24 protein-coding genes and 1 riboswitch are annotated in these 18860 nt (G+C 44.7%); of the genes, 4 read left to right on the forward strand and 20 right to left on the reverse strand.

The window, feature by feature from the left end:
* Positions 1-25: 25 nt before the first annotated feature.
* From J1C86_RS08740 to J1C86_RS08750, 3 genes are all read right to left on the reverse strand, one after another.
* The gene (locus J1C86_RS08740; RefSeq protein WP_049548008.1) at positions 26-676 is read right to left on the reverse strand and encodes a phosphatase PAP2 family protein; all 651 of its coding nucleotides are present in this window, start codon (positions 674-676) and stop codon (positions 26-28) included.
* Positions 666-1223 carry an ECF transporter S component gene (locus J1C86_RS08745; protein ID WP_125409158.1) on the reverse strand — a complete coding sequence of 186 codons (558 nt, stop codon included), beginning with the start codon at positions 1221-1223 and terminating at the stop codon, positions 666-668. The genes J1C86_RS08740 and J1C86_RS08745 overlap by 11 nt, the downstream gene beginning before the upstream one ends.
* A gap of 131 nt (positions 1224-1354) precedes the next feature.
* A riboswitch (FMN riboswitch) is annotated at positions 1355-1501 on the reverse strand.
* 116 nt (positions 1502-1617) lie between these two features.
* Positions 1618-2121, reverse strand: coding sequence for a tRNA (cytidine(34)-2'-O)-methyltransferase (locus J1C86_RS08750; RefSeq protein ID WP_009659168.1), 504 nt, complete (start codon positions 2119-2121; stop codon positions 1618-1620).
* A gap of 341 nt (positions 2122-2462) precedes the next feature.
* On the opposite strand from J1C86_RS08750, the gene trkA reads away from it, so the two are divergent.
* Together trkA and J1C86_RS08760 are read left to right on the forward strand one after the other, a co-directional pair.
* The gene (trkA, locus tag J1C86_RS08755; RefSeq protein WP_002916919.1) at positions 2463-3812 is read left to right on the forward strand and encodes a Trk system potassium transporter TrkA; all 1350 of its coding nucleotides are present in this window, start codon (positions 2463-2465) and stop codon (positions 3810-3812) included.
* A 4-nt stretch (positions 3813-3816) separates the two neighbouring features.
* On the forward strand, positions 3817-5256 hold the full coding sequence (locus J1C86_RS08760; RefSeq protein WP_125409152.1) for a TrkH family potassium uptake protein: 1440 nt from the start codon (positions 3817-3819) through the stop codon (positions 5254-5256).
* Between the two features lie 50 nt (positions 5257-5306).
* Here the strand turns inward: J1C86_RS08760 and yidD are convergent, their stop codons facing one another.
* The 14 genes from yidD to J1C86_RS08830 form a co-directional block, all read right to left on the reverse strand.
* Positions 5307-5561, reverse strand: a complete 255-nt coding sequence (yidD, locus tag J1C86_RS08765; protein ID WP_125355815.1) for a membrane protein insertion efficiency factor YidD — start codon at positions 5559-5561, stop codon at positions 5307-5309.
* Complete coding sequence (locus J1C86_RS08770) at positions 5558-6286, reverse strand: pseudouridine synthase (RefSeq protein WP_125409150.1); 729 nt, start codon at positions 6284-6286, stop codon at positions 5558-5560. Before J1C86_RS08770 ends, yidD begins: the two co-directional genes overlap by 4 nt.
* Positions 6273-6842 (reverse strand): SMC-Scp complex subunit ScpB, encoded by a 570-nt coding sequence (gene scpB / locus J1C86_RS08775; protein ID WP_002894610.1) that lies wholly within the window; start codon positions 6840-6842, stop codon positions 6273-6275. The genes J1C86_RS08770 and scpB overlap by 14 nt, the downstream gene beginning before the upstream one ends.
* On the reverse strand, positions 6835-7545 hold the full coding sequence (locus tag J1C86_RS08780; protein WP_125409148.1) for a segregation/condensation protein A: 711 nt from the start codon (positions 7543-7545) through the stop codon (positions 6835-6837). The genes scpB and J1C86_RS08780 overlap by 8 nt, the downstream gene beginning before the upstream one ends.
* Positions 7546-7547: 2 nt before the next feature.
* The gene (xerD, locus tag J1C86_RS08785; protein WP_125341037.1) at positions 7548-8279 is read right to left on the reverse strand and encodes a site-specific tyrosine recombinase XerD; all 732 of its coding nucleotides are present in this window, start codon (positions 8277-8279) and stop codon (positions 7548-7550) included.
* The gene (gene cbpB / locus J1C86_RS08790) at positions 8276-8737 is read right to left on the reverse strand and encodes a cyclic-di-AMP-binding protein CbpB (RefSeq protein ID WP_002905145.1); all 462 of its coding nucleotides are present in this window, start codon (positions 8735-8737) and stop codon (positions 8276-8278) included. Before cbpB ends, xerD begins: the two co-directional genes overlap by 4 nt.
* Positions 8734-9255 carry a metallophosphoesterase gene (locus tag J1C86_RS08795; protein WP_125409146.1) on the reverse strand — a complete coding sequence of 174 codons (522 nt, stop codon included), beginning with the start codon at positions 9253-9255 and terminating at the stop codon, positions 8734-8736. The genes cbpB and J1C86_RS08795 overlap by 4 nt, the downstream gene beginning before the upstream one ends.
* Positions 9234-10238: a nucleoside-triphosphate diphosphatase gene (locus J1C86_RS08800; RefSeq protein WP_125407972.1), complete on the reverse strand. Its 1005-nt coding sequence runs from the start codon at positions 10236-10238 to the stop codon at positions 9234-9236. Before J1C86_RS08800 ends, J1C86_RS08795 begins: the two co-directional genes overlap by 22 nt.
* Positions 10235-11029 carry a glutamate racemase gene (racE, locus tag J1C86_RS08805; protein ID WP_125407970.1) on the reverse strand — a complete coding sequence of 265 codons (795 nt, stop codon included), beginning with the start codon at positions 11027-11029 and terminating at the stop codon, positions 10235-10237. The genes J1C86_RS08800 and racE overlap by 4 nt, the downstream gene beginning before the upstream one ends.
* Positions 11030-11127: 98 nt before the next feature.
* A complete protein-coding gene (locus J1C86_RS08810; protein WP_002894600.1) occupies positions 11128-11376 on the reverse strand; it encodes a YneF family protein in 249 nt (82 codons plus the stop codon).
* A 56-nt stretch (positions 11377-11432) separates the two neighbouring features.
* The gene (locus J1C86_RS08815; RefSeq protein ID WP_125407968.1) at positions 11433-12683 is read right to left on the reverse strand and encodes a diaminopimelate decarboxylase; all 1251 of its coding nucleotides are present in this window, start codon (positions 12681-12683) and stop codon (positions 11433-11435) included.
* 104 nt (positions 12684-12787) lie between these two features.
* Positions 12788-13471 carry a Bax inhibitor-1/YccA family protein gene (locus tag J1C86_RS08820; RefSeq protein ID WP_002913238.1) on the reverse strand — a complete coding sequence of 228 codons (684 nt, stop codon included), beginning with the start codon at positions 13469-13471 and terminating at the stop codon, positions 12788-12790.
* A 25-nt stretch (positions 13472-13496) separates the two neighbouring features.
* Positions 13497-13988, reverse strand: a complete 492-nt coding sequence (locus tag J1C86_RS08825) for an HD domain-containing protein (RefSeq protein ID WP_002899728.1) — start codon at positions 13986-13988, stop codon at positions 13497-13499.
* Between the two features lie 44 nt (positions 13989-14032).
* Complete coding sequence (locus tag J1C86_RS08830; protein WP_125407966.1) at positions 14033-14773, reverse strand: TrmH family RNA methyltransferase; 741 nt, start codon at positions 14771-14773, stop codon at positions 14033-14035.
* An 84-nt stretch (positions 14774-14857) separates the two neighbouring features.
* On the opposite strand from J1C86_RS08830, the gene J1C86_RS08835 reads away from it, so the two are divergent.
* Positions 14858-15136 (forward strand): acylphosphatase, encoded by a 279-nt coding sequence (locus J1C86_RS08835; protein ID WP_002897016.1) that lies wholly within the window; start codon positions 14858-14860, stop codon positions 15134-15136.
* Between the two features lie 81 nt (positions 15137-15217).
* Positions 15218-16141 (forward strand): membrane protein insertase YidC, encoded by a 924-nt coding sequence (yidC, locus tag J1C86_RS08840; protein ID WP_125407964.1) that lies wholly within the window; start codon positions 15218-15220, stop codon positions 16139-16141.
* Positions 16142-16257: 116 nt separating this feature from the next.
* Here the strand turns inward: yidC and J1C86_RS08845 are convergent, their stop codons facing one another.
* Genes J1C86_RS08845 through J1C86_RS08855 form a run of 3 tightly spaced genes read right to left on the reverse strand, consistent with a single transcriptional unit; the run spans position 16258 to position 18803 of the window.
* Positions 16258-17493, reverse strand: a complete 1236-nt coding sequence (locus J1C86_RS08845; protein ID WP_125407962.1) for a sensor histidine kinase — start codon at positions 17491-17493, stop codon at positions 16258-16260.
* The gene (locus J1C86_RS08850) at positions 17477-18178 is read right to left on the reverse strand and encodes a response regulator transcription factor (protein ID WP_032913455.1); all 702 of its coding nucleotides are present in this window, start codon (positions 18176-18178) and stop codon (positions 17477-17479) included. The genes J1C86_RS08845 and J1C86_RS08850 overlap by 17 nt, the downstream gene beginning before the upstream one ends.
* Before the next feature lie 4 nt (positions 18179-18182).
* Complete coding sequence (locus tag J1C86_RS08855) at positions 18183-18803, reverse strand: GTP pyrophosphokinase (protein ID WP_125407960.1); 621 nt, start codon at positions 18801-18803, stop codon at positions 18183-18185.
* Positions 18804-18860 lie beyond the last annotated feature (57 nt).

Below are 18860 nucleotides of genomic sequence, written 5' to 3' on the forward strand. Positions count from 1 at the left end.
CAAAGCCAGCCTTTCTCATCTCTATTTATTTCTGCTTTCCCTTGAAACGCCATTGAAAGCGTAATTTATCATAAAAGGGAAATTCGATATTGAGAATTGCAAAGCCCATCAAGGCTCCTCCGATCACATCTGTCGGGTAGTGCACGCCCAGATAGACTCTGGATGCCATAACAGTGAAGATATAGACCAGGAGCAAACCTTGTACTAAGCGCTTGATTTTTTGGTTTTGAATTCGTTGCTGGGCAATGATAATCAAGGTCCCAACAACAACGGCTGTCGCCATGGCATGCCCGCTCGGAAAAGAGTAACCACCCTCTTTGACCAAATGCGAAAGACTGGGCCGGCTTCTTTGGTAAAGGAGTTTAATCAGCTTAATCAAAATCCCATGTAAGACCAGATTTCCCGCTAGCAAGGCAGCTTCCAGCTTCCATTTTTTATAAAGGAAAAACAGGACAAGAGCCGAAACCCAGATGATAATCCCCATCGGATCAATCACACTGGTCACTAGTTTGAAAAAAGTCGTCAAAGCTGCAGGCAAGTCTCCCCGCAACCAGGTCTGAATCGGGGTGTCAAAGCTGGTCAGCTGCTCAGGATAAAATTTGACCATGTAGCCTAGCATAACGAAAAGTAAAAGGGCAAAAGAGCCCTTTGTTAGATAAGATTGTTTATTTTTCATAGCGTTTTAGAACGGGCTGTATGAGTTTGTAAATTAGCCAAAAGACAGCAGCCCAGATTACTCCTTCTAATAGGTTAAAAGGGACAATCATAGTCAGCAGATACTTGGAAAGACCGTATGTTTTATAAATATCAAAACCAGCAAACCTTGCAAAGAGAGGCACAGCATAAATGACATTTAGAATGATCATAGTAATCGTTAGACCAAGTGTTGCTGCTAAGGAAGCCTTCACATAGCTAGATAAGCTCTTTCTTTTTTTCCACAAGAGGGAAAAAGCACAAACAAAGACAGCTACCGCTAGTATATTCATGGGTAGACCGATTAGAGTGCCTACGCCATTATTATTCAAAGCTAGCTTTAAGACAGAGCGAATCAAGAGCACTGCTAGAGAGCTTTTTAGATCCAAGACTACCAAAGCCAGTAAAATCGGAATAATTGAAAAATCCAACTTTAGAAACTCAGTTATCAAGGGAATCTCATAAAGCATGAGTAGAAATGAAAGTGCAGATAAAACTGCTACAATCGCCAACTTACGAGTATTTGTCATCACAGGTTCCTCCAATTTATAAAAATTAGAGAAGCCGGAAAGGCCACTGAAAAAAGCTTGTCAGCTAATGATTATTTAGTATAAGGCTCAGCCCTTAAATAAAGATTAAACGGCAAGTATGCTTCACTGCCTCTCGTCTTCTCCCATCCAGACTATACTGTCGGTTGTGGAATCTCACCACATCAGCTTGCGCTCGCGGACTTAATTGGCATTGAGAAAAAATTTCCAATCCAAAAATTACCGCCGGTCGGGAATCTCACCCTGCCCTGAAGACATCATTATCATAACAAAAAAAGCCTGCCAGAGCAAGCAATTTGATTGATGTAATCAAAAATGTTTCAACATTAGTGTTCTATCAATCAGGAAAATTAACTGCTTAGATACATTCATTCCGCTACTTCAGCTTGTCCGCTTCATACTCGTGTACCAAATCTAAGCCAGCAAAATTCTGCTGGCGCAGGGCTTCATAAACAATCATACAGACTGTGTTTGAAACATTGAGGCTGCGAACATGCTGATCATTCATGGGAATACGCAGTGCCTTCTCTGGATGACGACGCATAAATTCCTCTGGCAATCCCTTGTCCTCACGACCAAACATAAAATAGTGCGAACCTTCTGCTGCAAAGTTTTCCTCAGAATAGACCTTCTCTGCAAACTTAGAAATCAGATAAAGACGGCCATCCATCTGCTCCATAAAATCGTCTAAACTCTCATAATAGGTGATGTCCAGCTTATCCCAATAGTCCAGCCCAGCCCGCTTCATCTTGCGATCATCAATGGGAAAACCCATGGGCTTGATGATGTGAAGCGGTGAATTAGTCGCGGCGCAAGTACGGGCAATATTGCCGGTATTCTGCGGAATCTGAGGCTCAAAAAGAACGATATGATTTTTCATAATAAGAATATTTTTCCTAGTATTTTTCTTTAGATAAAAAAATAGCCACACTGCCCGGAGTCAAGCTCAGCAAACAGCGTGGTTAAGGCTTCATTAACTTACATCACAACAGGTTTGAGGTAAACCAATGAAGGTACTCATTTAGTATAACACTTTCAGCCTACAAGTCAATAAAAAATGCTCAAAAAATTGTACTTTTTTTAAAAATATCACAGGAAGATACCATTTTGGTAAAAAAATATTCGGAATTCTATAAATAAGCAAGCTATTCTGTATTTCATAGATGAAATTTAAATGAAAAAAGAGTATGATAGATACATACTTTGGAGGAATCTAAACTTATGAAAATTATCGTTGTTGGCGGCGGGAAGGTCGGAACGGCCCTCTGTCGCTCCTTAGTGGCTGAAAAACATGATGTTATCCTGATTGAGCAGGATGAAGCTGTTCTCAACCAGATTACCAAGCGCTATGACATTATCGGTATTGCTGGCAATGGAGCTAACTTCAAAATCTTAGAACAAGCGGATGTTAGTCACTGTGACATCTTCATCTCTATGACCGAGCATGATGAGGTCAACATGGTTTCAGCTGTTCTGGCCAAACGGATGGGCGCTAAGGAAACCGTCGTTCGGGTGCGTAATCCTGAATACTCCAACCCTTACTTTAAGGAGAAGAACATCCTAGGCTTCTCGCTGGTGGTCAATCCTGAGCTCCTAACTGCTCGCTACATCGCTAATATCATTGACTTCCCTAACGCCCTGTCAGTAGAGCACTTTGCCAATGGCCGGGTGGCACTGATGGAGTTCAAACTCAAGGAAGACAGCAATCTCTGCCAGATGAGTATTTCCCAATTCCGTAAGAAATTTGGAAATATCATTGTCTGCGCTATTGAGAGAAAAGGGCACTTAGAAATCCCTGACGGTGATTTCACTCTGGATGCCGGCGACAAGATCTATGTCACAGGTAACCGCCTGGACATCGTTCAATTCCACAATATGGTGCGTCCTAGAGTTGTTAAGAGCCTGATGATTATCGGAGCAGGAAAGATTGCCTACTACCTGCTCAATATTCTCAAGAATAGTAAAATCGAGCTCAAAATCATTGAATCCAACCGCGAGCGGGCAAACTTTTTCAGTCAGGAATTTCCTGATTTATATGTCGTCCATGGAGACGGTACTGCCAAGGATATCCTGCTGGAGGAACGCGCCAATAACTTTGATGCCATCGCTACCCTGACTGGTGTAGATGAAGAAAATATCATTACTTCTATGTTCCTTAATAATCTGGGTGTACAGAAAAACATCACTAAGGTCAACCGTACTAGTTTGTTGGAAATCATTGATAACCAAGACTTTGCCAGCATCGTGACTCCTAAAGGTATCGCCGTTGATACGGTTATGCACTTTATCCGTGGTCGCTACAATGCTCAGTTCTCTAACCTAGAAGCTCTGCACCACGTAGCCAACGGCCAAATCGAGACCCTGCAGTTCCAAATCAAGGAAGAAAACAAGATGACTGGTATTCCTCTATCTCAGCTTCATCTGAAGAAAGATGTCCTGATTGCGGCCATTATCCGCCAAGGTAAAGCTATCTTTCCTACAGGCGATGACAATCTGCAAGTTGGAGATAAAATTGTCGTGACCACTCTGCTCCAAAATATCACGCAGATTTACGATCTGTTAGCGAGGTAGGCCCATGAATAGATCTATGATTCGCTACCTGCTGGCAAAATTACTGCTGATTGAGGCGGCACTGCTGATTGTGCCCATTATCGTAGCTCTAATCTACGGTGAGCCCTTAAAAATCTTTCTCTCTATCGGAGCGACCATGGCCATCCTGCTCGTTTTAGGTGGAATAGGCTCTTATTTCAAGCCCAAGGACCTGCATATCTACGCCAAGGAAGGTGTCCTGATTGTAGCTCTGTGCTGGATTCTTTGGTCCTTCTTCGGAGCCCTGCCCTTTGTCTTCTCTGGTCAGATACCGGACATCATCGATGCCTTCTTTGAGGTCAGCTCCGGCTTTACAACCACGGGAGCGACTATCCTCAATGATGTCGGCGTTCTCTCCCACTCACTGCTCTTCTGGCGCAGCTTTACCCACTTGATTGGAGGGATGGGGGTGCTGGTCTTTGCCCTAGCTATTATGGACAATGCCAAAAATGGTCACTTGGAGGTCATGAAAGCGGAAGTTCCGGGACCAGTCTTTGGCAAGGTTGTGTCCAAGCTCAAGAGTACGGCCCAGATCCTTTATATCATTTATCTGGCTCTCTTTGCTATCTTTGCTCTGCTTTATTTCCTGGCGGGTATGCCACTCTTTGACAGTCTGGTCATTGCCATGGGAACAGCTGGTACGGGAGGATTCACCGTATACAATGACGGTATCGCCCACTATAACAGCTCGCTGATTACTTATCTGGTCAGCTTTGGAGTTTTAGCTTTCGGGGTCAACTTCAATCTCTACTATTACTTGCTGATTCGTAAGTTTAAAGCTTGCTTTGAAGATGAGGAGCTCAAGGGCTATCTCTGGATTGTCTTTCTTTCCACAGCCTTGATTGCCTTTAATGTCTTCCACCTCTATCAAGGCTTTGCCAAGAGCATGGAGATTTCCTTCTTCCAGGTAGCCAATGTCATCACAACAACTGGATTTGGCTATGGCGATACAGTCAAATGGCCGCTCTTTTCTCAGGTTATCCTGCTCCTGCTCATGTGTATCGGGGGATCAGCTGGATCAACAGCTGGGGGATTCAAGGTCATTCGGGGGATTATCATTTCCCGCATTGCTAAAAATCAGATTCTATCTACCTTATCACCTAATCGTGTCCTGACCTTGCATATCAATGGTGCGGTCATTGACAAGGATACTCAGCATAAGGTACTGAAATACTTAGCCGTTTATATCTTGATTATTCTAGCTCTCATTTTCATTGTCAGCTTGGATAATAATAACTTTATGACAGTTGTCAGCGGGGTTGTCTCTTGCTTCAACAATATCGGTCCCATGATTGGGACGACAGATAATTTTTCTATCTTTAGTCCTTTTTCCAAACTGCTGCTGGCCTTTGCCATGATTGGCGGTCGCTTGGAAATCTACCCGATTCTCCTGCTCTTCCTGCCTAAGACTTGGTCTAGAAGATAGGAAATATTCAGAGAATATAGGTATATATAAAAGTCACACTAGATAAATATCTAGTGTGACTTTTTTCTTGAATTATTTCTTCTCAAACTGAAATGGTCTGGTACAGGATCTTCTCCTGGCTGAGACCAGGGATGACAGCGGAGAATGCGCGCCAAGCCCATCAAAACTCCTTTAGCACCATACTTCTGGATAGCCTCTATCATATAGTTAGAGCAGGTGGGCCGAAAGCGGCAAGATGGAGGGAAAGCAGGCGATATGAAGCGTTGATAAAAGCGGACAGGAGCAATAAGCAGTTTCTTTATCATTTCTTGGTCTTGGTTACAGCCAGTGTATGCAGCTGACTGACTTCTTTTTTACTGAGCTTACGATACTCACCAGGCTTAAGGCCAGTTAGGTCCAAATGACCAAAGCGAGTCCGTGACAGCTTATCCACTTGCAGTCCGACAGCTTGGAACATCTTCTTGACCTGATGGTTACGCCCTTCGTGGATGGTCAGCTGAACGACCGAGCGATTTTTCGCCGGATCAACCTTAATAATCTCATAAACTGCTGGCTTGGTTTTGCGCCCCTCGATTTCAATACCGCGAGTCAGAGGACGAAGAACTTCTTTATTGGCCAATCCTTTGACACGCGCCACATAGACCTTGTCAATCTCATTGCGGGGATGAATCATCTCGTCCGTAAAGTCCCCGTCATTGGTCAGAATGAGGATGCCAGAAGTATCCCAGTCCAAACGACCGACCGGATAAATTCGCTCCTTGACCTGAGGCAAAAGATCCACGACCGTCTTACGTCCCTTGTCATCACTGACAGAGGAGATAACCCCGCGCGGCTTATTGAGGAGATAATAAACCTTCTCCTCATTGTAGATAGGTTGGCCTTCTACTTCCACACGATCACTAGACTTGACGTTTGTCGCTAGCTCGCGCACCACTTGGCCGTTTATACTGACCTTCCCCTGCTTGATTAGCTCTTCTGCTTTACGGCGGCTGGCTATCCCAGCATGAGCGATGTATTTATTGATTCTCATCGATATCTGTCCTTTCAATAAAGAGCTGGCTTTCTTCAGCAACTAGCTCTGTTTCTTCGACAATCGGCAGCTCATCTAGGTGATTGATCCCCATATAGTCTAAGAAATAATCCGTTGTCACATAGAGATTTGGCCGGCCAATGACTTCCTTTTTACCATCCTCTCGAACCAGTTCAAAAGCCAAGAGCTTAGCCAAAGCACCGCTGGAATTAACCCCGCGGATGTCATCTATTTCAACCCTTGTAATCGGCTGCTTATAGGCAATGATAGACAAGGTCTCCAGTGCTGCCCGCGACAGACTTTGATTGATTGGCGCCCTTGAATAGGCCCGCAGAATCTCAGCAAACTCTGGCTTTGTGACCAGCTTGTATGTCTTTGAGGTTTCCAGCAGGGTCAGGCTAGAGTCTGGATTGGCTTCATATTGCTCAGCCAACTTCTCCAAACTCTGAATAACCCCGGTCGGCGGCAAAGAAAGGATTTCTGCCAATTGATGAACCTTGAGTCCATCTTCTCCCGCCACAAAAAGCAGGGCTTCAATCTCTGCTAACTTACTCATTTCCTCTTCCTACTAAATAAATATTTCCAAAATTTTCTTCCTGAATGACTTGCACTTCCTGCACCTTGACCAATTCCAATGTCGCCAGAAAGAGAGTAATAACTTCATTCATGTCCTTGGTCTCTGCAAAAATCTCCTGCAAAGCCAGACGGCTCTTACCAGCACAGCGCTGACGCACCACTTCCATCATGTCCTCGATCTTGTACTCGTCTCGCACAATGGTTGTATGGCTCTTAGAAAACTCCTCTTGCTTCTTGGCGATAACCTTGGAAAAAGCCAAGAAAAGATCAATCGTTGACTTGTCATGCAGGAGCTCAGCGTCTTCATAAACCAGCTCCAGCTTAGGCTTAGAATAATAAAGTGCCCGGTCATCATGCTGGAGCGACATTTTCTCACCCAAGAGCTTGAACTTACGGTATTCCTCAATCTGACTCAAGAGGTCTTGCTCCAAATCATCTTCCAGCTCAGCATTATCCGCTACCTTAGGCAAAAGCTTGCGGCTCTTAATCAGCATAAGCTGGCTGGCCATGACCATGTACTCACCCGTCACTTCCAGCTTCATGGCCTGCAAAGTAGCCACATAAGCCAGATACTGCTCTATGACCTCCGTAATGGGCACATCATAAATATCCACCTGGTACTTAGATACAAGGTGGAGCAGCAGGTCCAACGGGCCTTCAAAATCTTTTAGTTTGATATCCATTTTTATCTGTATTTTTCTAGTGTAATCATGGTTTTCAAGCCCAAATCCTGGGCAATATCATAGAGACCAATCCCCTTCTCCCGCTGGCGCAAAATAAACTGCTCACGCAGGCTTTGGGCAGATAGACTGGCTTGTCCCTGCTCAATCAAGAAGGCCTCTAGCTGACGGAAGCCCCATTGACGAGAATAGGATTTGCCGTTTTTCTCAAATAAATATGTTCCCGTCAGATAGTCTTCCAGCTCACTCGTCAAGCTCTCAGGAATCTTGATGACCCGCTTCTGACCGGCCTTTTCAATCTTCAAAACCTGAAAGTCAAGATTGACATCTGCCACTCTGACCTGCAAAATCTCGCTGGGCAACAAGCCCATTTCCAAGATAAGAAGAGCCATCAGCCGCCCCCTGGGAACGCTTGATTCCTGCCAAAAAGCAGACAGGTCCAGCAGTTCATTTTCCTGCTCCTTCGATACGGATACCTTGGGCAGGACCAAGCGGTGAAACTCCTCAATAAGCTGCTGCTGATAAAGAAAGTAGAGAAATTGATTGACTGCTGAGAGCTTCCGCTTCTGAACAGCTGCCTTAAAATCCTTGATAGAGGCCTGATAAATCCGCAGATTGGTCTCGGTAATCCGGCCATGCACTTCCTCGATAAACTGCTCTAAATCATAAGAATAGGCAATTTTAGAATTTTCTGAGATGTTTTTTTGATTTAAAAACGGTCTAATGTATTCTTTCATTTTTTGCGAATTTCGTACTGCTTGCTAAAGCCGTGCAATAAAGAATTGACAGCTTTCAAAATAGACTTTCTAGTAATAATTCCGTAAAAATGCTGATCCTCGCCTACAACCGGCAGGAAAGACTCGTCGACCAGCTTATGAAGCACATCTGATACAGTATAATCTGGCCCAACTGTCAAGTCGTCCATTTTGGTCATGTGGACGATGTCTGTCATCATGAATTCCTCTTCTGGCAAATCATGACGCATACGATAGGACATGATGTCTGTCAGGGAAATCGTGCCAACAAACTTTTTATCTGCCGTCACGACTGGTACACGTGAGTATGTCATCTGGCTCAGCAATAGGATAGCATGATCCACATTGTGGGTGTCAATCATCACCGCCAGATTTTCCCCAGGCGTCAAAAAAGTTTCTTCATGTTCCAGCAGATAGTCTTCAAATTCCTTAGCAATCATCGGCTAAACTCCTTGGACAAGCTTGGATAAAGTTCATGATTTCGTGTATAGTAATCAACTTTAAAGCGGTCATCATCAATCTCTATCTTAGCGTAGAGGCGTTCGTTGATCAGGCCACGTGGCTGGCTGATGGAGCCCGGATTTAGAAAGAGCGTTTTGCCTTCCATTCGAGCATCTGGGATATGCAGGTGACCATAGAGGCAGATGTCTGCATTAACCTCTTGCGCCCACAAATCCAGCTTTTGAAAAGAAAAGTTGATATGGAAGAGATGTCCGTGGGTCTGGGCAATAATGGTTCCCGCCAAATCCGTCACCAAGCGTTCTGGATAGCCGTCGTAAAAGTCCATATTGCCTGCCACAACCTGAATCCCTTGCCAGACCTCATCATCAAAAGGAAGCTCAGAGTCTCCGTTATGAAAAATCGCATCTACCTTTCCAATATAATGATTCCTAATTTCTTCTACAATAGCACGGTCGCCATGAGAATCACTCATGACTATAATGGTTTGCTTTGCCATGCTGGAAATACCTCCACTAATTTCTTAACTGCCTGAGCCCGATGGGATTGCGCATTTTTTTCTTCCATCGTCAGCTCAGCAGACGTTTTTCCTGTTTCTCCCACTAAGAACAAGGGATCATAGCCAAAGCCATTTTCCCCTTTTGGCTCATGGGCAATGTAGCCCGGCCAATCCGCTTCAACTACCAGAGACTCCCTGTCAGGACTAGCCACCACTAGGGTCGTATGAAAATGGGCCGAGCGGTCCTTGATTTCAAAAACCATAGCCAACTCATGCAGGAGCTTGATGTTGTTTTCATCGTCTGTCGCGCCTACTCCAGCAAAGCGAGCCGACCAGACTCCAGGCAAGCCGCCTAAAACATCGACCTGCAGACCTGAGTCGTCAGCTAGCACCATTTTACCAGTCAGCTTACTAATTGTCTCCGCCTTGAGCCGCGCATTTTCCTCAAAGGTAGTTCCTGTCTCTTCCACTTCTGGCAAATCAGGATAATCATTAAGATTTTCAACCTTGTAGCCCAGCTTATCAAAGAGTTTGCGAAACTCTGCTGTCTTTCCTTCGTTGCGAGTCGCAATCAAGATGGTATCTCCGACAGCCATCTCTGACTCCTGCCCCTGACCAAAAAAGTCGGTCATCTTAACTCCATCTTTAGACAGGAAGAAAACCTTGCGCAGCAAGTCCCTTTCTGTAATCAGAATAGCCCCCTTATGACTGGTCGCCTTAAACTCTCGCTCCTGACGGTCGTTAATCATATTGAGGACAAACTGGATATAGGACATGGGCGAGCCGTATTTGACTACAACTGTGGTAAAAGCGTTGTACTCTTCATCCAAATCCCGCTCAATCAGCTCGCTCAACTCTGCATCAATATGCTCCAAGAGCCTGTATGGGATGTCGTTGAAATGATAGCCAGCCTTGCGAAAGCGGGTCCATTCTCCGATATACCAATTGTTCTCGTCAATGTATTCATAAATTTTATTTGTCATAAGCTTACATGCTCCACATTCACTTTCAAGCCCAGCCAGCTTTCTGCAATTTCCGAAAAGCTATTGGCATTGGCAGTTGTGTAAAATTGGTGATTGAGCTCCTGTTTTTCCCGGCTGCGGTTGATTTCAAAGTAATTGAGCAGGACAGAAATATCCCGTACGCACTCTGCCCCGCTATCAATCAGCTTCACATTTGGTCCCATCCTATTTTGAATAATAGGCCGGAGCAAGGGATAGTGGGTACAGCCCAAGACAAGGGTATCTACCCGACCAGCCAAAGGCTGCAGGGTTTCATAGACCACTTTTTTGGTAAGGCTGGAATGAAGTTCATTGGACTCTACCAAAGGTACAAACTTAGGGCAGGCCAAACTTTCCACCTGCATCTCCGGCGAAAGCGCTTCAATCTTCTGCCTATAGATATCAGAGGAAACAGTCATTGGCGTTCCAATAACACCGATGCGGCCGCTGACAGTTGACTTAATAGCTGCACTAGCCCCCGGCAGAATCACGCCCAGTACTGGAATATCCAGCTTTTCCTTCACTTCTTCCCAGACAACAGCAGTCGCTGTATTGCAGGCAATGACAATCATCTTAACATCCTTGGTCAGGAGGAAGTTGACCAATTGCCAGGTATAAGCGCGAATCTGCTCAGCAGGCCTAGGACCGTAAGGAGCCCGCGCTGAATCTCCGATATAAATGACCTCTTCGTGGGGGAGCTGCCGCATGAGCTCACGGACTACAGTCAAACCGCCCACTCCTGAGTCTAAAAAACCGATTGGTCGATTATCCATAAGGTCTTCTTTCTAAAACAAGGGACTGGAAGCCGATTCCAAATCCCCATTTTTTTATAGATTTTCTCTACTGGTATTAAAAGCCAGCCTCTAGAAAATTATTTTTTCTTTTTGCTCTTAGCAAGCGCAGCTTTCTGCTGGCTGATAATTTGACGATAAACTTGCTGTACTTTCGCTTCATTTGGCCGTTGACCGCTAGCGCTAAGCAAGGTCCGAACTGCTTCTACATTCAAACGCGGATTTTCTGCAAATTCCTTCTCCACTTGACGACGAAGCAGATACATACCCAAAATCACGCCTCCAGCAAATGCTGCCATAATCAAGAAAATTGCTAAAACTAAATTCATATCGAGAACTCCTCTATTTCCATTTTTACATTGCTCTTCATTATATCAAATTTTCTCTATTTTTCAAAATCAAAGCCATACAGTGTCGCAAAATAATCTTCTGGTTTTTCTGCCCGACGAATCATGCGAACATTGCCATCTTGCTCCAAGAGAATTTCGCTGGAGCGGAGCTTGGCATTGTATTGATACCCCATAGAGAAACCATGAGCACCCGTATCGTGAATCACCAGTGTATCGCCAATTTGGCTGACGGGCAGCGGGCGATTTATGGCGAATTTATCGTTATTCTCACAGAGGCTACCGACAACATCCACAATTTCTGTCTCACCCTCAGGTCGATCCATATTGGTAATGTGGTGATAAGAACCGTACATGGCAGGACGCAGCAGATTGACCGCAGAGGCGTCCACTCCCAGATAGGTTCGGTAGGTCTGCTTCTTATGGGTAACCTTGGTGACCAGCAGGCCATAAGGCGCCAGCATAAAGCGACCCAGCTCCGTATAAATCTTGACCTGTCCTAGACCAGCCGGTGTCAGAATAGCTTCATATGCCTGACGAACTCCTTGACCAATGACCGCAATGTCATTTTCCTCACCTTCAGGCTGATAATTAATGCCGACACCGCCAGATAGATTGATAAAGTCCAGCTCAACTCCTGTCTCAGCCACTACTTCTACAGCCAGTTCAAAAAGCTGACGGGCCAGTTCAGGATAGTAGTCATTGCTGACAGTATTTGAGGCCAAGAGGGCATGAATCCCAAACTTCTCAGCTCCCAAGTCCTTGAGCTCTTTGAAAGCTTGAATCAGCTGGTCCTTAGTCATACCAAACTTGGCTTCTTCTGGATTATCCATAATGCTGGTTCCCAGCTCAAAGACACCGCCAGGGTTGTAACGGCAGGAAATGACCTTGGGAATACCAGCGGCTTCCTTTAGAAAAACCACATCTTCATAAGCATCCAGATTGATAGTCGCTCCAAGGTCACGCGCAAACTGAAATTCCTCAGCTGGTGTGTTATTGGACGAAAACATGATGTCCCGTCCAGCAAAGCCCAGCTTTTGGCTCATGAGCAGCTCAACATAGCTGGCACAGTCCACCCCACAGCCTTCTTCTTTGAGGATTTTTAAAATAGCAGGATTGGGAGTAGCCTTGACGGCAAAATACTCTTTAAAACCTGGATTCCAAGAAAAGGCCTCATGCAGGGCACGCGCTCTTTCCCGAATTCCCTTCTCATCATAAAGATGAAAAGGTGTTGGAAACTGCGCCGTAATCTCAGCTAACTTTTCACGACTGACAAAAGGAGTTTTCATACTGTTCTCGCTTTCTATTTGCTGGATTTATTATACCATAAATCCATAGGAGAAACAAAAAGCACTGGAGCAAACGTCCAATGCTTGAGCCTTATTTAGCTGAGTTATTTGTTCCTTCCAAAAATACGCAGCAAGCTGAGGAAGAGATTAATGAAGTCCAGATATAGGTGCAGAGCCAGCGAAATTGCCCAGCCATTCCCTGGATTGCCATTGGTCTGCTCATAAACATAGCGGATCTTCTGATTGTCCCAAGCGATGAGTCCTGAGAAAATAAGGACACCAACGATACTGATGATAAAGTCCAAGCCACTGCTTCTCAAGAAGATATTAAGGAAGCTAGCAGCGATAATACCAATCAAACCGGCCATACAAGCTCTGCCCATTCCAGAAAGATCCTTCTTGGTCACCTTGCCGATGAAGCCCATAGCAAAGAACATAACAGTCGTTGTCAGAAAGGCTAAGAGAACAGTTGACTGAAGATACAGCGCCATGATAATACTTAAGGTAAAACCATTGATGGCTGAATAAGCTAAAAACATAGGCAACGCCGCCGGACTATTGCTCCGAGCAGTTCCAGATGCTACCAACACAAGGATAAACTCAACTGCAATAGCCGCATAGAAAATCCAAGTGGAGCCTGTCAGAACAGAGATAATAATGTCCTGAAAGAAGTTCAGCATCAAGAGGGATACGATTGCTGAGATTCCGATACCGACACCAACGATAGAATAAATCTTGGCATAGAAAGAATTAATATCTGATTGATCTTGAATAATAGAATGATTCATAGTTACTCCTTTTATAATAAAACATTTACGGTTTCAGCATCTTTCGATGAAAGAGCTTGCGATTACTGCCTTTGCGTCTCCAAGGTGCCGTCGCTTCTTTGACGGCCCAATACTTGTCCACCATCGTCACAACGAATGATTCTTTGTAGCGAGGCGGTGCCAAGGTCAGGCCCCACATATGCTTGACGATAATGTCCTCTTCGACCTTATTGAGCTTAGTAATCTTGCGAGCATTGCGAACTGCCAGCCTCGGATGAACCCAAGCATGACTCTTCTTAAACTTGGTCACACGCCAATCATAGTAGAATAAGTCATGAAGCAGGGCACCGCGTGCCGTACTGCGCGCATTCCAGCCAAATTTTTTGGCAATTCTGTAACTAGTATAACTCACATTGATGGAATGTTCAAGTCTATTGGAATGAATATGATGAGGAATTTCTTTCAGACGCTGCACACTAGGCTTTTCAATCAAGTGCCCAACATAGGCCATAAATTCCTCGTCCTTTTTGTAAGGCATAGAATCACCTCCCTTGCCAACTATTATATCTCTTTTTCTGATTTTTAGCTTAAATGAAAGATTAAAATACCAGCAGCGACAGCAACATTGAGACTTTCTGCCTGCCCCTTCATGGAAATATGGACCAGAACATCAGCTGCTGCCGTCATTTCTGGACTAATACCCTGCCCTTCATTGCCCATGATTAGGGCAAAGCTCTCTTTGCTGTCCACCTTTCTGTAATCGATAGATATTGACGACAAGGTCGACGCTAGAATTGGCAGACGGGAAGACTGAGCCAGCCTAATAAAATCAGCTGTATCCATCCGATAAACTGGCAGATGAAAATGGCTCCCCTGCATAGAGCGCAGCGTTTTTAGGTTATAGATATCTGCCGACAAACGAGAGATGAAGACTCCATCAAAACCAGCTGCATCCGCGGTTCGAATGATGGTGCCGACATTACCTGGATCCTGAACGTTCTCCAAGAAAAGATAGCGCCCACTTAACTCCGATGGTATTTCTTTCCTTTCAAAAGCCACTTCCGCGACAATCCCCTGTGGCGTCTTACTATCAGCTAAATCTGCTAAAATCTCCGGACTGACAAAGATTACCTGAGAAAAATCGGCTAATCGCTCTGCGTATTCCGCTAAAGCAAAAATCCGAATCAGCTTTGCCCCGCTACTGACAGCTTCCTCAAATAAATGCCAGCCCTCGATCAAATAAGAATCCTTGCGGTATTTTTTGTGATGAAGTTTTTTAGCTTTTTTTACCACATTATTGGCTTTTGAGGTTATAATATTCATAAGAACATTATACCACAATTTAGCAGACTTGCACTCATACTGAGGGCTTAAATCCCCTCGGTCCGCTCACTAAAGGAGGACGCCATGCAGAAAGTAAAAATGATAGCCCAAGGACGAGTACAAGGGGTCGGATTCCGCTGGGGAGTTTATTCTCTAGCGCTGGAAATCGGAGGTATTACCGGCCGGGTCTGGAACAATGATGACGGTACTGTTGGCATTCTGGCTCAGGCTGATGACCCAGCTCTGATGGCCAAATTTATCCAAGAAATCCGCAAGGGACCGACCCCTTTTTCTAAGGTCAGTTATTTAGATGTGACCATGGCTAATTTCGACTCCTATCCTGACTTTAAAATTTCAAATTAGGTCTGCAGAACTATTGTATATTTTACAAAAAAACAGTAGAATAGATAGGTATTATTTTTTAGAAACAAAGGATATGAACTCGTGAAACATTTCAAACGCTTTTTATTCTCCGGTATGGGACTGGCTGCGCTTCTTTTCCTGTCTGGCTGTGTGGGCCGCGACAAGGCCGGTAATCCTTCTGGTCTGATCTGGGATGTGATTGGTCAGCCTATGGCGGATGGTATCCAATTCTTTGCCAAGAATTCAGGTCTGGGTTATGGTCTGGCGATTATTATCGTTACGCTCATCGTGCGGATTATCATTCTGCCGCTGGGAATCTATCAGTCTTGGAAGGCAACGCTTCAGTCTGAAAAGATGAACTACTTTAAGCCGATTTTTGCCCCAATCCAAGAGCGAATCAAAAATGCCGAAACTCAGGAAGAGAAAATGCAGGCTCAGCAAGAACTGATGGCTGCTCAAAAAGAAAATGGACTCAGCATGTTTGGCGGTATAGGCTGTCTGCCTCTGCTTATCCAAATGCCTTTCTTCTCAGCCCTCTTTTTTGCAGCTCAGTATACTCAAGGAGTTGCAGGCAGTTCCTTCCTCTGGATTAAAGACCTGGCTAAAAGCGACTGGGCTTTGACCGCCATTGTCGGTATCCTCTACTATATCCAGTCAGTGCTCTCTCTGCATGGTATTGAAGATGAAACTCAAAGAAACAGCATGAAACAGGCTTCTTATATGAGCCCTATCATGATTGTTGGTTTCTCATTCCTCTCTCCTGCCGCAGTCACTCTCTACTGGGTAGTCGGTGGATTTATCCAAATCATCCAGCAATTTATCATCAACTACATCATTCGACCTCGCTTGAGAAAACAGGTAGCAGAGGAATTTGAAAAAAATCCTCCTAAAGGTTTAAAAAAAGCGAGCCGAGCTAAAGATGTCACTCCAAAAGCTCAGCAGGCTATTGAGCAAAAGAACAAAAAGAAAAAGAACCGCAATGCTGGTAAGCAACGGTCAAGATAAAGAAAAAATCTTCTAGCTAACACTAGAAGATTTTTTTTAATCTCGAGTAAGAATCAGCGTAACCGATACAAAAAGCTCAGCGAACAAAGCAATAACTGATGAACGAGGTGACTCTATCACAGTAAAACGGTAAAGCCAATCAAGCCCTTCTTGTAAGAAACCCAAATCCTGCCCTTAAAAATCCGAACCAGACTTTCTGCCATGGATAGGCCAATCCCGTAGCCAGGCTGCTTCTGATTGTGCGATTCGTCTTCGCGATAAAAACGGTCAAAGAATCGACTGTAATCAACATTTTTACCGTCCGCGTAACTATTGGCTACCGTCAAACGAGCTCGTTTCCCATGCTTGGCCTTGGTCAGGGTGACAAAAATTTGTCCATCTTCGTCACAATACTTGCAGGCATTGTCAATCAAGATACTAACCAATTCATAAAGTTCATCTTCAGTTGCCTTGACATGGATGTCTTCCTGCAGCTTGATCTCGTACTTCTTGCCTGCCTTCTCAATGACAGACTTGAAGTTTCCAGCCACTTTTTTGACAACTTCTGAGAAATTCACATCCACCAAGGTAACATCTGGCTGCTCTTCCAGACGGGCCAGAACGACCATTTGATTGATTAGATTACTGAGGCGCTTGATCTGGTCCTTGGTGCTTTCTGTCCATTCATTTTCGCCAGTCATCAGCTCTTGCAGCTCCGTATTGGCTGAAATGATTGCCAATGGCGTCTTCAGTTCATGTCCAGCATTAGTGATAAAACGCTTCTGATTTTCATAGTTTTTGATATAGGGGCGGATGGCAAAGTTGGAAAATCCAGACACGACCAAGACAAAGAAAATAAAGCTATAGAAGCACAACTGGATAGACAACCAGAAAAAGTCATTGCGGCTTTCGAGATAATTGGTCGAATCTAAGACCACCAGTAAATAGCGCTTGGTCTTGGAATCCTGCGTTATCTGGTAGGAATAAAATTGACTGCCTACCTTAAAAACTCCACTGCTACGACTGTCCTTAATCACTTTGTTAGCGTAGCTAAGCGCCTGCTCCTTAGATAGATTGGAAAGATGGTCTAAGTTGGTGGAGTAAAGTGTTTTGTCTTCCTTATAGACCACACTGAAATAGCGGTATTGGTAGATGGTATCAATGGTGATACGGTCGTTTTGCAAGCTCTCTGCTGTTTCTTCTACGCTGGGAAAATCTCCATTATTGGCAGATAGAATATTGAGAACGGCTTGGATTTCTCCGTTGGTCTGCAGAAAGCGAACGGAGTTTAAGACAGCAATCATGGTCAGCAAAATACAGACAATAGCCGCCGAAGCCAGCAGAATGAACCGAATTTTAAGCTTCCGAAACATAGCTATCTCCTTCCAGCGGCACCAGAGTGAAACTACCGCCTTCCTCACCCAAGATAGCAAGATCAGCATGAATAGCCTTCAGCTTCTGACGCAAATAGGAAATATAAATCCAGACGAAGCCTTCGTCCAAATCCTCATCCTCGTCATTAGCCCAAACATGACGGAAGATTTCCTGAGTAGAAAGACTCTTCTGGGCATTAAGCATGAGAAATTCCATCATTTTAGATTCCTTACCAGCTAAGCGAATAGAGTTGGAGCTAATGAGTTCATGCTCTCCGACATTAAGGCTCGTTTGGCCAATCTGCAGCAAATTGGGAGTAAAAGTCGCTACTCGTCTAGACATGGAGCGTAAACGAGCCAGAAGCTCTTTCAGAGAGAAGGGCTTGGTCAGATAGTCATCTGCACCGGCATCCAGCCCTGTGACCTTATCATCCACCTCTGACATAGCTGTCAGCATGATGACATGGGTCGTATTGCCGGTTTGGCGAATTTCTTTCAGCGCTTCAATGCCTGTCTTGACAGGCATCATGATATCCAGAATCATCAAATCATAAGCATTTTCCTTGGCCAAGTCCACAGCTTCTTGCCCATCAAAGGCTGTATCAACCTGATAGCCTTCATGGGTCATCGCCGTTTCCAAGACACGGGACAGCTGCTGCTCATCTTCAGCTAATAAAATCTTCATCATCTCACTCACTTTCTCGAATCAAATTGCGGATGGTCTGCATGGTCACATCACAGGAAGCCAGCTCATCTGCACAGCGTTTCAGCTCGCGGGCAATCCGCTTGCTGTCTTTAATCTCATGCTTGTACTTCATCTGATGCTCTAAGCTGGCCCAAGAATCCATAGCAATGGTTCGAAGCTGGATTTCTACAAAATAGCGGCCGGGGTTTTGACCATGACAGTCCTCATAAGGAGTCTCCACCTCTAATATCAAGTGGTAGGAGCGATACCCATTAGGCTTGGCAGCTCGGATATAGTCCTTTTCCAGAACAATCTCACAGCCCTCCAGCTGACGAAGCACCTCAATAGTCTGATAGATGTCCTCAATAAAACCGCAAACAATCCGAATCCCAATCGCATCACGAATTTCTTTCAGGGCAGACTCTGGCACCCTAGGCAGATTCTTGCGTTGACATTTCTCTTCCATACTGGCTGCCTGCTTGATCCGTGCATTAAAATGCTCAAAAAGCTTCTGCCCTGTTTCCTGCTTGACTCGATCATTAGCCTCTTGAATACGCTGGCTAAGATCCTCTAAAATCTTGGGCAGGTATACCCCGTATTTCCCATAAATATCTTGCTCTTGCATACAGTTCTCCTACTTTTCTAGCTTATTCTCATTATAGCATAATCATCTGTCTTTTCT

This window comes from Streptococcus sanguinis (assembly GCF_050220005.1).
GTDB lineage: Bacteria > Bacillota > Bacilli > Lactobacillales > Streptococcaceae > Streptococcus > Streptococcus sanguinis_Z.

What these genes read in the sequence shown, in the direction of transcription:
- J1C86_RS08810 (WP_002894600.1), bottom strand. Translation starts at nt 11,376, where the DNA reads ATGAATTTAGTTTTAGCAATTTTCTTGATTATGGCAGCATTTGCTGGA.
- J1C86_RS08855 (WP_125407960.1), bottom strand. Translation starts at nt 18,803, where the DNA reads ATGCAAGAGCAAGATATTTATGGGAAATACGGGGTATACCTGCCCAAG.
- trkA (WP_002916919.1), top strand. Translation starts at nt 2,463, where the DNA reads ATGAAAATTATCGTTGTTGGCGGCGGGAAGGTCGGAACGGCCCTCTGT.
- J1C86_RS08740 (WP_049548008.1), bottom strand. Translation starts at nt 676, where the DNA reads ATGAAAAATAAACAATCTTATCTAACAAAGGGCTCTTTTGCCCTTTTA.
- J1C86_RS08760 (WP_125409152.1), top strand. Translation starts at nt 3,817, where the DNA reads ATGAATAGATCTATGATTCGCTACCTGCTGGCAAAATTACTGCTGATT.
- J1C86_RS08780 (WP_125409148.1), bottom strand. Translation starts at nt 7,545, where the DNA reads ATGGATATCAAACTAAAAGATTTTGAAGGCCCGTTGGACCTGCTGCTC.
- J1C86_RS08850 (WP_032913455.1), bottom strand. Translation starts at nt 18,178, where the DNA reads ATGAAGATTTTATTAGCTGAAGATGAGCAGCAGCTGTCCCGTGTCTTG.
- racE (WP_125407970.1), bottom strand. Translation starts at nt 11,029, where the DNA reads ATGGATAATCGACCAATCGGTTTTTTAGACTCAGGAGTGGGCGGTTTG.
- J1C86_RS08815 (WP_125407968.1), bottom strand. Translation starts at nt 12,683, where the DNA reads ATGAAAACTCCTTTTGTCAGTCGTGAAAAGTTAGCTGAGATTACGGCG.
- cbpB (WP_002905145.1), bottom strand. Translation starts at nt 8,737, where the DNA reads ATGATTGCTAAGGAATTTGAAGACTATCTGCTGGAACATGAAGAAACT.
- scpB (WP_002894610.1), bottom strand. Translation starts at nt 6,842, where the DNA reads ATGAGTAAGTTAGCAGAGATTGAAGCCCTGCTTTTTGTGGCGGGAGAA.
- J1C86_RS08800 (WP_125407972.1), bottom strand. Translation starts at nt 10,238, where the DNA reads ATGACAAATAAAATTTATGAATACATTGACGAGAACAATTGGTATATC.
- J1C86_RS08845 (WP_125407962.1), bottom strand. Translation starts at nt 17,493, where the DNA reads ATGTTTCGGAAGCTTAAAATTCGGTTCATTCTGCTGGCTTCGGCGGCT.
- J1C86_RS08770 (WP_125409150.1), bottom strand. Translation starts at nt 6,286, where the DNA reads ATGAGAATCAATAAATACATCGCTCATGCTGGGATAGCCAGCCGCCGT.
- xerD (WP_125341037.1), bottom strand. Translation starts at nt 8,279, where the DNA reads ATGAAAGAATACATTAGACCGTTTTTAAATCAAAAAAACATCTCAGAA.
- yidD (WP_125355815.1), bottom strand. Translation starts at nt 5,561, where the DNA reads ATGATAAAGAAACTGCTTATTGCTCCTGTCCGCTTTTATCAACGCTTC.
- J1C86_RS08825 (WP_002899728.1), bottom strand. Translation starts at nt 13,988, where the DNA reads ATGCCTTACAAAAAGGACGAGGAATTTATGGCCTATGTTGGGCACTTG.
- J1C86_RS08795 (WP_125409146.1), bottom strand. Translation starts at nt 9,255, where the DNA reads ATGGCAAAGCAAACCATTATAGTCATGAGTGATTCTCATGGCGACCGT.
- J1C86_RS08750 (WP_009659168.1), bottom strand. Translation starts at nt 2,121, where the DNA reads ATGAAAAATCATATCGTTCTTTTTGAGCCTCAGATTCCGCAGAATACC.
- J1C86_RS08745 (WP_125409158.1), bottom strand. Translation starts at nt 1,223, where the DNA reads ATGACAAATACTCGTAAGTTGGCGATTGTAGCAGTTTTATCTGCACTT.
- J1C86_RS08830 (WP_125407966.1), bottom strand. Translation starts at nt 14,773, where the DNA reads ATGAATATTATAACCTCAAAAGCCAATAATGTGGTAAAAAAAGCTAAA.
- J1C86_RS08820 (WP_002913238.1), bottom strand. Translation starts at nt 13,471, where the DNA reads ATGAATCATTCTATTATTCAAGATCAATCAGATATTAATTCTTTCTAT.
- J1C86_RS08835 (WP_002897016.1), top strand. Translation starts at nt 14,858, where the DNA reads ATGCAGAAAGTAAAAATGATAGCCCAAGGACGAGTACAAGGGGTCGGA.